We start from the raw sequence: 13376 nt of genomic DNA on the forward strand, positions 1-13376 counted from the left end.
TCGTGCTCGAGAACCGGACGTGGTGGTGGCTCGCCTGAGGCGGCCACCTTTCGCGCACACGAAACGACCGCCCACCGCAGGCGGTCGTTCTGCTTTCCGGGGAGACCGCCCGAATCCGAAGTGAGTCCCTGATGGCAGCATCCCCCGCCACCGCCGACCGCATCCTGCGCCTGGCCGCCGATCCCGACGCGTCGTTCGCGCTCATCGCCCGCGACGGCGGCGAGGTCGAGATCCTCGCCGGCCCGGTGGTCGACGTGGATCTGCTCGCGCAGATCCCGCTGACCGGCCCCGACGGCGCGCCGCGCGAGGTGCTCGCCCTGGTGCCGTACCGGCAGGTGCGCGAGCGCGGCTTCGAGGCGGAGGACGACGGCACCCCCCTGCGCTGCCTCGTCGTCGAGCGGCACGAGTCCGTGCCGGTCGGCGAGGTCGTCGCGGCGCTGCCCGCCGAGCCTGTGCCGCTGAGCGACGCGGGATTCGACCTGAGCGACGAGGAGTACGCCGCCATCGTGCGACGCGTCATCGCCGACGAGATCGGCCGCGGCGAGGGCGCGAACTTCGTCATCCGCCGCGACTACGTCGCCGGGGTCGAGGCCGACGCGCGCACCGCGGCGCTGACGTGGTTCCGGGCGCTGCTCGAGCACGAGCGCGGCGCGTACTGGACGTTCCTCATCGTCGCGGGCGACCGCATCCTCGTCGGCGCGAGCCCCGAGGCCCACGTCGTCGCCGAGGCGCGCGGCGACGGCTCGAGCACCGTGACGATGAACCCGATCTCCGGCACCTTCCGCCATCCCGCCGGCGGCGCGACGGTCGAGACGCTCTCGGCGTTCCTGGCCGACACGAAGGAGACCGAGGAGCTGTTCATGGTCGTGGACGAGGAGCTCAAGATGATGAGCGCCGTCTGCGCCGACGGCGGGAGGATCACGGGGCCGCACCTGAAGGAGATGTCGCGCCTGACCCACACGGAGTACATGCTGCGGGGCACGTCGCGCCTGGACCCGCGCGAGATCCTGCGCGAGACGATGTTCGCCCCGACCGTGACCGGATCCCCGATGCAGAACGCGTGCGCCGTGATCCGGCGCCACGAGACCACGCCGCGCGGCTACTACTCGGGCGTCGCGGCGCTGTTCACGCCCGATGCGCGGGGTGGCCACGACCTCGACGCGCCCATCCTCATCCGCACCGCGTACCTCGAGGGCGGGCGGCTGCGCGTGCCGGTGGGCGCGACGCTCGTGCGCCACTCGGATCCGTACGGCGAGGTGAGCGAGACCCACGGCAAGGCCGCCGGCGTGCTCGGCGCGATCGGCGCGGTGCCGCGCGCCGTGCCCGCGCACGGGGACGATCCGGATGCGCCGGCCGCGCCCGTCCGTCTGGCCGATGACCGCGCGATCGCGGAGCTGCTCGCCTCGCGCAACGCCCGCCTCGCGCCGTTCTGGCTCGAGGAGCAGGACACCGCGCCGGGTCCCCTCGCGGGCCGCTCGGCGCTCGTCGTGGACGCCGAGGACCGGTTCACGACCATGCTCGCGCACCAGCTGCGGCACCTCGGGCTCGACGCCCGCATCGCCCACTGGTCGGAGGTCACCGACGCGCAGATCGACGCGGCCGAGCTCGTCGTCTCCGGCCCCGGCCCCGGCGACCCGCGCGACGCGGCCAACCCGCGCATCGCCCGGATGCGGGAGGTCGTGGCGCGGCGCCTCGACGCGGGCGCGCCGCTGCTGGCCGTGTGCCTCAGCCACCAGATCCTGTGCGACCGGCTGGGCATCGACCTCGTCTCGCTCGACGGCCCGCACCAGGGCGTGCAGCTCACGGTCGACGTCTTCGGGGAGCCGGCGGCGATCGGGTTCTACAACACGTTCACGGCGCGCGTCGAGGCGGGAACGGCCCGCGCGGGCGCGGCCGAGGTGGCGGCGGATCCGGCCACCGGCGACGTGTACGCGCTGCGCGGCCCGTCGTTCGCGAGCGTACAGGGCCACCTCGAGTCGATCCTCTCGCGCGACGGCATCCACACGCTCCACCGCCTCGCCGAGCACGCGCTGGGCTGAGCCCTCCGCGGGGCTTGCGGTGGTCGCTTCATCTCCGGCGCTACGCGCCTCCGTTCAGCAACCGATGGGGTCGCACTCACCGGTTGCTGAAGCGACCACCGCAACCCGGCGTCAGCAACCGATTGGGTCGCGCCCACCGGTTGCTGAACGAAGCGGCCGCAGGCCGCGAAGATGAAGCGACCACCGCAACCCGGTGGGTCAGCCCAGGCGGAGGGGGTTGACGATGTCGGCCGCGAAGAGGAGCGCGCCCATGCCGACGAGCAGCACCACGACGACGAGCGTGAGCGGGACGAGGCGCGTCGCATCCGTCGGGCGCGGCGGCGGGCGGCGGAAGAGGCGCGCCCATCCGCGCCGCAGCGCATCCCACAGCGCGACGGCCACGTGACCGCCGTCCAGCGGCAGCAGCGGGATGAGGTTGAACACGAACAGCGCGATGTTGATCGATCCCAGCAGCGCGATCATCACGCTCACGCGGTCGAGGATCGGCGCCTCGGTGGCGGCCACCTCCCCCGCGATCCGGCCCACGCCGATGACGCTGATCGGCCCGTTCGGGTCGCGCTCCTGGCCCGTGAACATGTCGACGGCCGTGTCCCACAGCCGCACCGGCAGCTGCGCGACGATGCCGATCACGGCCTCGGTGTTCTCGAACGCCGTCTGCGCGCCGCTCCAGATCGGCTGCCGCACGCGCTCGGTCGCCGGGCTGAAACCGGCGAAGCCGACCTCGCCGACCACGCTCTCGCCGTTCTCGTCGGTGTAGGTGTTCTCGGCGAGCACCGGGGTCAGGCTCAGGGTGCGCTCGGCGCCGTCGCGCTCGACGACGACCTCGATCTCGTCGCCGGGGTGCGAGCGGACGATCGCCGAGGCCTCGTCGAACGTCGACACGGGGGTGCCGTCGACCGACAGGATCGTGTCGCCCGGCTCGATCCCGGCCTCGGCCGCGGGCGCCGCCGGGTCGCCGGGGCCGCACTCCGTCTGCGCGGTGCCGGCGGGCAGTACGCACTCCGAGACCGTCGCCACCGTCGTCGTGCTCTGGTTGACCCCGATCCCCGTGGCGAGGATCGAGAACATGACGATCGCGAGGACGAGGTTCATCGCCGGCCCGCCGAGCATGATGACGACGCGCTTCCACGTGGGCAGCGTGAAGAAGGCGCGGCTGTCGTCCGTGCCCTCGAGGGTCTCGTCGTTCGCGGCGCGCGCGTCCTGCACGAGCGTGGCGAAGAGCCCGCCGCGCGGCGCGTCGTCGGATCGGCTGCGCGGGTACATCCCCGCCATCGAGATGTAGCCGCCGATCGGCAGCCACTTGACGCCGTACTCCGTCTCGCCCACGCGCCGCGACCACACGGTCGGGCCCATGCCGATCATGTACTGGCCCACGCGCACGCCGAAGCGCTTGGCCGGCACGAGGTGGCCGATCTCGTGCAGCCCGATCGACAGCCCGAGACCGACGACGATCACGAGCACGCCGACGATGAAGGCGATGATCTCCATCAGTCCTCGTAGGGGTCGGGCCAGGTGCGCTCGCCGGCCGGCCAGCCGGCGTCGATCAGCGCCCGGCGGGCCAGCTCGCGGGCGGAGTAGGCGTACTGCACGCCCTCGATGTCGCGGTAGTTCTGGTGGCCGGGGCCGGCCCACAGGATCGCGTCGCCCGGCCCGACGAGCGAGACGGCCTTCACGATGGCGTCTTCCGGCGGCGAGACCTCGTACAGCTCGTGCTGCGGATCCGTCGCGCGCGCGCTGTCGACCAGCACGCGGCGGATGTCGGCGGCGTTCTCGAAGCGCGGGTGGTGGTCGGTGATCACCGTGATGTCGCTGCCCTCCACCGCCGTGCGTGCCATGTCGGGGCGCTTGAGCGCGTCGCGGTCGCCGTCCGCCCCGAAGAGCATGAGCACGCGGCCCGGCGTGACGCGGCGGACGGCGGCGAGCGTCTTCTCGAACGCGTCGGGCGTGTGGCCGAAGTCGACGTAGACCGCCGGCCCCTCGGGCCCCGACACGAGCTGCGTGCGACCGGGCACCCAGGCGCGGATGCCGCCGTCGCGCTCGAGCGCCTCGACGATCCGCTCCCACGCGTAGCCGGCCTCGAGCATCATCAGGATCGCCAGGCCGGCGTTCGCGGCCATGTGCGCGCCGATGACGGGCACGACGGTGGCGAGGCTGCGGCCGTCGCGGTGCGTGAGGGTGAACGAGGTGCCGGACTGCTGCTCCCGCGTCACCTCGACGATCCAGTCGGCCCGCTCGAGGGCCTCGGCGCTCGCGATGCCGCGCGCCGCGATCGTCGTGACGGGCACCTCGGCGTCGTCGAGGATGCGGAACCCCGGCGCGGAGTCGAGCGAGACGACGGCGCGGCGCGAGCGCGCGCGGGTGAAGAACGGCGCCTTCGCGGCGTAGTACGTCTCCATGTCGCCGTAGTCGTCGAGGTGGTCGTGCGTGAGGTTCGTGAACGCCGCCACGTCGAACACGACGCCCTCGAGCCGGCGCCGCGTGATCGCCTGGGCGCTCACCTCGACCGCGAACGCCTCGACGCCGCGCTCGCGCATGAGGGCGAGCAGCGCGTGGAACTCGGTGGCCTCCGGGCTCGTCAGCCCCGACACGACCCGCTCCCCCGCAACGACGCGCTCGGCCGAGGTCGACGCCCCGGCCACGACGCCGATCTGCGTGAGCAGTCCCTCGAGCAGGTGGGTGACGCTCGTCTTGCCGTTCGTGCCGGTGGTGCCCAGCAGCAGCGGCAGCTCGTCGCGGGGCGATGTGCGGTGCACGAGCATGGCCGCCTCGCCGAGCACGCCGCGGGGATCGTCGACGACGACGATCGGCAGTCCGGCGGGCACGGCGATCGCGGCGCCCTCGGCGTCGGTCAGCACGGCGGCGGCGCCGTTGGCCGCGGCCTGGGCGGCGAAGTCCGCGCCGTGCCGGTTGGCGCCGCGGATCCCGACGAACAGCTCGCCGGCGCGCAGATCGGTGGACGACAGCGTGACGCCGAGCACCTCGACGTCTGGCCCCTGCAGGGTGCCGCCGACGTGCTCGGCGACCTCCGACAGCAGGCGGCGGTTCGGCGCGGCGGGACGCAGCATCGTGGGCGGCGTCCGGCGCTTTCGGGTCGTGTGCGACATCGTCGTCTATCGTCGCACGCGCCGACGAGGGATCCGCTGAGCGCTGTGCGCCCGGATCCCGGCCGCCCGCTTCCGTCTCACCCCGCGGTTGCTGAACGAAGTGAGCGCCACAGCAACTCCATGACGGTTGCGGCGGTCGCTTCATCTCCGCGGCTCCGCCGCTCCGTTCAGCAACCGATCGGTTTGACCGGTCAGCAAGCCACCGCGCAACCGATCACTATGCGAGCGAAGCGAGCGTGCGGGCGCTCATGCGCCCGCCCCCGCGGCGCGAAGCGCCGCCTCGCTGGCGCGCGAGCGCCGGCGCGAGCACGCGAGCGGCACCCGCGCAGCGGGTGCCCGAGCGGCGCAGACGCTTCTGAAAAGAACAGCGCGAAGCGCGAGCGTGCGGCCGCCAATGCGGCCGCCCCGCGGCGCGACGCGCCGCCTCGCCGGCGCGGGAGCGCCGGCGCGAGCACGCGAGCGGCACCCGCGCAGCGGGTGCACGAGCGGCGCAGACGCTTCTGAAAAGAAACAGCGCAGACGCTTCTGAGAAGAACAGCGCAGATTCAAGAAAGAACAGCGCGGTCCGCCTCCTGGCGGGCCCACCGCTCCGCTGCCGCGAGCGTGTCGAGCGTCAGCTCGGCGGGTGGCTCGTGTGCCTCGACGACGCGCGTCACCGTGTCGACGATCCCGAGGAACGGCAGCCGACCCTCGTGGAACGCGTCGACGGCCTGCTCGTTGGCGGCGTTGAACACCGCGGGGTAGGTCGCCCCGGCCTCGCCCACGCGCTTGGCGAGCGCGACAGCCGGGAAGACGTCGCCGTCCAGCGGCTCGAACGTCCAGCTCGCCGCCGTGGTCCAGTCGATCGGCGCGCCGACGCCGGGCACGCGGTGCGGCCAGCCCAGGCCGAGCGCGATCGGCAGCCGCATGTCGGGCGGCGAGGCCTGCGCGATCGTCGAGCCGTCGATGAACTCGACCATCGAGTGGATGATCGACTGCGGGTGCACGACCACGTCGATCCGCGCGAACGGCACGTCGAAGAGCAGGTGCGCCTCGATGACCTCGAGGCCCTTGTTGACGAGCGTCGCCGAGTTCGTCGTGACCACGCGGCCCATGTCCCACGTGGGGTGCGCGAGCGCCTGGGCGGGCGTGACGCCGGTCAGCTCCGCGCGGGTGCGGCCTCGGAACGGTCCGCCCGACGCGGTGAGCACCAGCCGGCGCACCTCGTCGGCCGTGCCGGATCGCAGCGCCTGCGCGATCGCGGAGTGCTCGGAGTCGACGGGCACGATCTGACCGGGCGCCGCGCGCTCCTTCACGAGCGGGCCGCCCACGATGAGCGACTCCTTGTTCGCGAGGGCCAGCGTGCGGCCCTCCTCCAGCGCGGCGAGCGTGGGCGCGAGCCCCACGGATCCGGTGATGCCGTTGAGCACGACGTCGGACTCGACCTCGCGCACGAGCCGGGTGGCGTCGTCCGCGCCCAGCGCCGTGTGCGCCACGCCGAACTCCTCCGCCTGGGCGCGCAGCGCGTCGGCGCTGCGGCCCGCCGCGAGGCCGACGACCTCAAACCGCTCGGGGTTCGCGCGGATGACGTCGAGGGCCTGGGTGCCGATCGATCCGGTGGATCCGAGGATGACGACGCGGCGCATCGCCGCGCTCACTCCGCCGGCGCGGCCGGGGTGTGCTGCGTCGCGAGGATGTCGACGACGAAGATCAGCGTCTCGCCCGTCAGGTCCTCCTCGTTGATCTCGCCCTCGCCGTAGCCCTCGGCGGGCGGGATGACGGCGATCACCTGCGAGCCGACGGTGTGGCCGACGAGAGCCTTGGTGAAGCCGGGGATCACCTGACCCGTGCCGAACTGGGCGGGGGCGCCGCCCGACCAGCTGGAGTCGAACTCCTCGCCGGTGGAGCCGCGCACGCCGCGGTACTGCACGAGCACCTGGTCGCCGTCCTGCACCTCGATGCCGTCGCCCTGCTTGAGCGTGGCCAGCTGGGTGGTCTCCGGGGTCTCGAGGTCGTCGGGCAGGGTCACCGTCGGGGCGCCGTCGTCGTCGAGCTCGACCTCGGGCATGCCGTCGACGGGCTCCTGCGCCTCGCCCCACGCGGCGGTCGGGGTCACGCCGAGGATGTCGAAGGTGTACACCAGCGCGGTCGGCGAGGCCTCGGAGGCGGGGAAGACCGCGGCGATGCGCGAGCCGACCGGCGCGCAGCCGAGCACGAGGCCGAGCGTGCTCTCGGGCGAGATCTGCTGCGGCAGCTGCTCTCCCGGCGCGAAGCCGGCGGTGCCGAACAGCTCGCCGGTCTCGGCGTTGTACGCGGTGAGCGCGACATCCAGGAACTGGCCGGACTCGATCGGGTCGCCGTCGCCCTCGACGACCACCTCGCGCTCGAAGTCCGCGACCTCGAGCGGCGTCTCGAACTCGACGGGGACCGCGCCGTCCTCGGGCGCGCCGTCCGAGACGCTGAGGCTCTCGACGACGGGGCCGGAATCGGCGGCCGCGGCGCAGAGGTCGGCGGGCGTGCCCGTGGGCTCGGCGTCCGGCTCCGCGGGGCTCGAGCAGCCGGCGAGGGCCAGGACCGCGAGCACGGTGGTGGAGAGCAGGACAGCGGATCGACGTCGCACGGGAAGCACCTCTTCGTTCGGGGACGTCCCCATCCTTGCGCATCTTCGCGACGCGTCGGCTGACAACGCCGGGCGGAATCGGGACGCGCCGCGCATTCCGGGACGGGAATCCCGGCTCGGTAGGCTGAGGGGATGACCTCCGACGGCAATCCCGACGGCGTGGCCACGCCCCTGCAGCCGAGCGCGCTCTACACCTTCGGGCGGGTCGCCGTGGCGCCGCTGGCCCGCGCGATCTACCGGCCGCGCGTCGAGGGCCGGGAGAACATCCCGCCCACCGGCCCCGTGATCTTCGCGAGCAACCACCTGTCGTTCATCGACTCGATCGCGATCCCGGTCGCCGCCGCGCCGCGCCCCGTGCACTTCCTGGCGAAGTCCGACTACTTCACGGGCAAGGGGCTGAAGGGCTGGTTCTCGAGGTCGTTCTTCACCGCCGTCGGCGCGGTGCCCGTCGATCGCGGCGCCGGGCAGGCCGCCCTGGACGCGCTGGAGCGGCAGCGCCAGATCCTCGCCTCCGGCGCGGCGGTGGCCCTGCACCCCGAGGGCACGAGGTCGCGCGACGGCCGGCTGTACAAGGGGCGCACCGGCGTGGCGTTCCTCGCGCTCGAGACGGGCGCGCCGGTCGTGCCCATCGGGCTGATCGGCACCGACAAGGTCATGCCGGTCGGCGCCAAGATGCCCTCGCTCAAGGAGCGCGTGGTCGTGCGGTTCGGCGCGCCCCTGGATCTGTCGCACCACGGCCCTGCCACGTCGGGTCGCGCGCGGCGAACGGCCACCGACGAGATCATGGCGGCGATCCACGCGCTCTCCGGCCAGGAGCTCGCCGGCACCTACAACGAGCTGCCCGCGCAGACGCCGATCGAGAAGCTCAAGCGCGCACTGCCGCACGAGCGGCGCTGAGCGCACGTCGGCACCGCTACGGCGCTACGGTGCCGCGACCTCGACCACGGGCTCGTGCCCGACGGGGAAGTTGACGGAGCTCGCGATGAAGCACCATTCGTTCGCGTCGCGATGGGCCGCGAGGGCGTCGTCGACCATCGACGGGTCGGCGACGGTGACGCGCGGGTGCAGCGTGACGCTCTCGAACCGGCCGCCGTTGCCCTCCTGACGCATGACGCCCGTGGCCTCGTCGGTGTACGAGACCACGACGACGCCGCGCACGACGCACGCGTGCAGGTACGACAGCAGATGGCACTGGCTCAGGGCCGCCAGGAGGAGATCCTCCGGGTTCCACCGCTCCGGGTCGCCGCGGAAGGGGCGATCGGCCGAGCCGAGCAGCCGCGGCTTGCCCGCCACCTCCAGCTCCACGTCGCGGTCGTAGTCGCGGTAGCCCGACGTGCCGCTGCCGCGGTTGCCCGTCCAGGTCGCCGTCAGCGCGTAGCGGTGCTCTCCTGCCATGCCGCCAGTCTGCCCGATCCGCCGGCCGCGTGCGCCCCCGAGGCGCCCACGGCACACACGGCACACACAGCGCGCGAACGAGGTCGCGTCTGACAATCTCTCGCCTACTGCGCTGGCCGTTCGCACGCGTCTCGCTGCGCCCTCTTCGGTCGACGATGCTTCGGCATCGCCTCCCTCCTCGGTCTTGCGAGCCACGCACGCCCGGCCATGCTCGCGACGGCGTCGATTGTCAGACACGCCCTAGGCTGGAAGGCATGCCCGAGACGCTCTCCGTGACCGAGTCCGTCGAACTCGCCGTGGCCGATCGAGGCGGCTTCGTCGAGTCCCGCCACGCGGGAGCCGCGATCGTGCTGTCTCCCGACGGCGAGACGCTCCGCACACTCGGCGACGCCGAGGCGCTCGTGCTGCCGCGTTCGTCGCTCAAGCCGTTCCAGGCCGTTGCGAGCATCACCGCCGGGGCGGCGTTCGAGGGCGAGCAGCTCGCGCTCGCGACCGCGAGCCACAGCGGCACCGATCGCCACGCGGAGGTCGTCCGCGGCATGCTCGCCGCGTCGGGCCTGAACGAGGATCACCTGGGCTGCCCCGCGGCCTGGCCCGGCGATCAGGCCACGCGGGACGAGCTCGTACGCGACCACGGGGCCAAGGCGCGCATCCGCATGAACTGCTCGGGCAAGCACGCCGCCATGCTCGCGGCGTGCGTGGCCACCGGCTGGGACACCGCCTCCTATCTCGACCCCGCTCACCCGCTGCAGACCCACATCCGCGACGTCGTGGAGCGGCTGTGCGGCGTGAAGGTGTCGGCGACCGTCATCGACGGCTGCGGCGCCCCCGTGCACGCCCTGCCCCTGTCCGCGCTCGCGCGCGGCATCCAGCGGATCGGCACATCGTCCGAGCGGTCGCCGTTCGCCCTGCACCGTGTCGCCGGCGCGCTCGTGCGGGCCGTGCGCGAGAACCCGTGGGCCATCGCCGGGCCGGAGCTGCCCGACAGCGTCGCCATCGAGCGCTTCGGCGTCTTCTCGAAGTTCGGCGCCGAGGCGGTCCAGGTGATGGTCGCCCCCGACGGCACGACCGTCGCGGTGAAGGTGCTCGACGGCGGCGGCCGCGCCACGGCCGCGATCGCGCTCTCGCTGCTCGCGCAGGCCGGCGCGCTCCCCGCCGCCGAGGTCGCCGACATGCTGGCCACGCACCCGCTGTTCGCCGTGCTCGGCGGAGGGCGCGAGGTCGGGCGCGTACGCCCGACGGTCTGACCCTCGGCGGGCCCCGCGCCAGCCGCGCAGCGAGCTCCGCCACCCGCACGGGAGCGCAGCGAGCTCCGCCACCCGCACCGGGCGGCCCGCCGGCGCGGGGCGCGTCGTGCGCCTCGGCTGTCGGGACGTCACCACCCGGCCGCGGGCGCGTCCCGGCGCCGCCTGTCACGGCAGTACCACGCGCCGGGGCGCGAGCCCGTCGCCGGCCACCCAGGCGCGGGACGCCCGCGGCCTCGCATAGGGCGGCAGCTCCCTCTCCCCCGCCATCGTGCGCAGCTCCGAGGCGCACTCGGCGGCGATGACCAGCTGGCCACGCGCACGCACCTCGCGCAGCAGGGCTGCGTGCCGCATCCACGACTCCGCGTCGCCGGCGATCACGACGCGCTCCGCGCCGGCGGCCAGCTCCGCGAGGCGCACGCCCGGGTCGAGCCCGTCCAGCACGACCACGCGCACCCGACGCCCCCACGTCTCGGCCATGCGCGCCGCTCCCCCCACCGCGCCACGCAGCACGACGGCCGTCGCGGCGGCCTCCGGGCGCCACACCTCCTCGGCGTGCGCCTGCTCCGGAACAGCCACGACCGGCCCAGGCCATGCGAGCTGCGTCTCGCGCCCGTCGATCACGGCGCGCCCCGGAGGGCGGGACACGTCGAAGGTCGAAGCATCGCCTCCCGCGGCGACGTGCTCCGCGCGCGAGGGCACGCGCAGCAGCACGCGACGCGGCATCAGATCGAGCACGCGCGCGACCGGCCCCACCGCCCGGGCCGCCGAGCACACGAGCGTCGTTCCGAGAGCACCGGCGTCGCGGGCGAGCGCCTCCACCCTGGCCAGCAGCTCCGCCGCGTAATCGGCGGGGAAACGCGCGACGAGCGCGTCGAGGTCGTCGATCGCGATCACTCCCGGTGCCGGGCGGGGTGCGGACGCGAGGGCGTCCCACGCGCCCTCCGGATCGGCGGGCACGACGAGAGCTCCAGCCCCCGACGACTCGGCCTGCGCGGCGATGAGCCGGACGGCGGCCGTGCGTCCCGATCCCGCGCCGCCGAGGATCGCCAGCCCGCGATCCGTGCCGATGCGGAGGAGCACGGGCACCTGCCGCTGGTGCTCCGGTTCGTCGGCCAGCCCGAGCAGGATGCCCTGCTCGGCCCCGGCGCGGTCGCGCAGCTCGGGAAGCGTCACCAGGACCGGCAGCGGCGGCAGCCATGGCGCATCGGGCACCGCTGCGGCCGGCGCCACCCGGGAGAGATCGGAGAGCTCCGTCCGCGCGATCCGGCACACGAGCGGCGCGGTGTCGCCGGCCCTGCGCACGAGCGCCACGCCGCGGGATCCGGCGTCTCCGGGCAGCGACGCCGCGGCGTCGGTGCCGACGATGAGCCGGCTGTCGGCGGCGTCGGCGACGCGCAGCGCGATCCGCAGCGGACAGTTCGCCAGCAGCGCCTCGCGGAGCACGCCCGCGGCGCGCTGGGTGCCGAGCACGAGGTGCATGCCGAGTGCACGCCCCCGCGCCGCGATGTCGGTGAAGACGGCGTGCAGGTCGGCGTGGTCCTGCAGCAGCGCCGCGAACTCGTCGACGACGATGACGAGGCGCGGCATCGCCACGCGGGGGTCGGCGATGTCCCTCGCACCGGCGCCGGCGAGGGCCGCCTCCCGGCGCCGCAGCTCCGCACGCAGGCTCTCGACGGCCCGGCGCGCGCCCGTGCCGTCGAGGTCGGTGACCACGCCGGCGACATGCGGAAGCCCGCTCAGCGATTCGAACGCCGTGCCGCCCTTGAAGTCGGCCAGCAGGAAGGTGACGCGGTCGGGGCCGAGCCGGCGCGCGAGCGACGTGACCCAGGTCGTGAGCAGCTCGCTCTTGCCCGTCCCCGTCATCCCCACGACCACCGCATGCGGCCCGTCGCCCACCAGATCGACCACGACATCACCGCCGGCAGTGCGTCCGATGGCGGCGGCGAGACCGGGGCCGGCGGAGGGCGGATCGGGAAGCTCCGCGAGCGCGAGAGGGCCGGGCACGCCGCCCCGCACGAGCCCCGCCATGTGCCGCGCAAGCGATCGCGCCTGCGCGGCGGAGAGCGCCTCGACGGTCAGCTCCTGCGCCTCGCCCTGCACGCCGTGCAGCCGTGCCCGCAGGGGATGGTGCGGATCGAGCTCGAGCACGCGCGCGCACCCGGCGGGCACCGGATCGCCGGGCGCCACGGCGGCGACGAGGATGTCGGCGCCGCCCGGGGCCGCGGCTCCCCACGACAGCGCCGCGCCCAGCGCCGCGCCGGAGCGCAGATGCGGCAGCTCCGCCAGCGGCTCCTCCTCGTGAGCGGGCACGGCGACGACCGCGAGGTCCTGCGGGGCCGCGCGCAGGCACAGCTGCATCAGCAGCGCGCGGGCGACGGCGCGCGCCGCGACCGGTTCGCCCTGCACGCACAGCCCGCCGCGGGCCGGGACCGTCACGGGGGCGTCGTCGATCCAGGATGCGCGCTCCCGCAGCCGCTCGGCCCGTTCGCCCTCGCCGCCGGTCACGCGCGTGGTCCCGACGACGCGCCCGCGGCCGACGACGAGCTCGTGCGGGCCGCGCGCCCACGTCGCCCTCTCCCCCACCAGCCCCGCGGCGTCGGGCCGCGAGCGCTCCAGTGCCGCACGCTCCGCCCCGTGACGACGCTCGATCTCGGCCTCGGCGCGGTCGCACGCCTCGCCCAGCTCCCGTGCCGCCGCGCGACGATCCCTGCGGCGCCCCCGCGCGCCGTCCGCCAGCGAGGCGATGGCCATGAGCGGCCCGAGGGCGGCGAAGCACAGCATGATCAGCGAGCCCGTGATGAGCCACATCACGACGGCACCGATGACGGGGACGACCGACGCGACGAGCGGCAGCGGGCCGCGGCGCGTCGGCTCGGAGGGCGTCGGCAGCACGATCGGCGGGGCGGCGGGCGCGTCTGTCATGGACCCAGCCCAGCCGATCGTCGCGACCGCCGGGGCACCGCATGGTGATCTGTGGAGGGATCGCCTACCT

At 74.4% G+C, this 13376-nt stretch carries 9 protein-coding genes; 3 read left to right on the plus strand and 6 right to left on the minus strand.

Annotated elements, in window-relative coordinates; all coding sequences use genetic code 11:
* The first annotated feature begins 131 nt into the window (after positions 1 to 131).
* Entirely contained in the window at positions 132 to 2039 is a 1908-nt protein-coding gene (locus ACYVJ0_RS06715) for an anthranilate synthase family protein (RefSeq protein ID WP_460816834.1), read from the plus strand.
* 198 nt (positions 2040 to 2237) lie between these two features.
* On the opposite strand, the gene ACYVJ0_RS06720 is transcribed toward ACYVJ0_RS06715, so the two are convergent.
* The 4 genes from ACYVJ0_RS06720 to ACYVJ0_RS06735 all read right to left on the minus strand — a co-directional run bounded on the left by ACYVJ0_RS06720 (position 2238) and on the right by ACYVJ0_RS06735 (position 7775).
* Positions 2238 to 3527, minus strand: a complete 1290-nt coding sequence (locus ACYVJ0_RS06720; RefSeq protein WP_460816836.1) for a M50 family metallopeptidase — start codon at positions 3525 to 3527, stop codon at positions 2238 to 2240.
* The gene (locus ACYVJ0_RS06725) at positions 3527 to 5143 is read right to left on the minus strand and encodes a Mur ligase family protein (RefSeq protein WP_460816838.1); all 1617 of its coding nucleotides are present in this window, start codon (positions 5141 to 5143) and stop codon (positions 3527 to 3529) included. The genes ACYVJ0_RS06720 and ACYVJ0_RS06725 overlap by 1 nt, the downstream gene beginning before the upstream one ends.
* Before the next feature lie 545 nt (positions 5144 to 5688).
* A complete protein-coding gene (dxr, locus tag ACYVJ0_RS06730; protein ID WP_449855020.1) occupies positions 5689 to 6768 on the minus strand; it encodes a 1-deoxy-D-xylulose-5-phosphate reductoisomerase in 1080 nt (359 codons plus the stop codon).
* An 8-nt stretch (positions 6769 to 6776) separates the two neighbouring features.
* Positions 6777 to 7775 (minus strand): FKBP-type peptidyl-prolyl cis-trans isomerase, encoded by a 999-nt coding sequence (locus ACYVJ0_RS06735; RefSeq protein WP_460816840.1) that lies wholly within the window; start codon positions 7773 to 7775, stop codon positions 6777 to 6779.
* Between the two features lie 99 nt (positions 7776 to 7874).
* Here ACYVJ0_RS06735 and ACYVJ0_RS06740 point away from each other — a divergent pair, with 99 nt between their 5' ends.
* On the plus strand, positions 7875 to 8639 hold the full coding sequence (locus ACYVJ0_RS06740; RefSeq protein WP_449855018.1) for a lysophospholipid acyltransferase family protein: 765 nt from the start codon (positions 7875 to 7877) through the stop codon (positions 8637 to 8639).
* A gap of 24 nt (positions 8640 to 8663) precedes the next feature.
* Here the strand turns inward: ACYVJ0_RS06740 and ACYVJ0_RS06745 are convergent, their stop codons facing one another.
* A complete protein-coding gene (locus ACYVJ0_RS06745) occupies positions 8664 to 9137 on the minus strand; it encodes an OsmC family protein (protein WP_460816842.1) in 474 nt (157 codons plus the stop codon).
* 254 nt (positions 9138 to 9391) lie between these two features.
* Here ACYVJ0_RS06745 and ACYVJ0_RS06750 point away from each other — a divergent pair, with 254 nt between their 5' ends.
* Positions 9392 to 10384, plus strand: coding sequence for an asparaginase (locus ACYVJ0_RS06750; RefSeq protein ID WP_460816843.1), 993 nt, complete (start codon positions 9392 to 9394; stop codon positions 10382 to 10384).
* A gap of 165 nt (positions 10385 to 10549) precedes the next feature.
* On the opposite strand, the gene ACYVJ0_RS06755 is transcribed toward ACYVJ0_RS06750, so the two are convergent.
* Positions 10550 to 13306, minus strand: coding sequence for an FtsK/SpoIIIE domain-containing protein (locus ACYVJ0_RS06755; protein WP_460816845.1), 2757 nt, complete (start codon positions 13304 to 13306; stop codon positions 10550 to 10552).
* Positions 13307 to 13376 lie beyond the last annotated feature (70 nt).

Source organism: Microbacterium petrolearium (assembly GCF_054782875.1).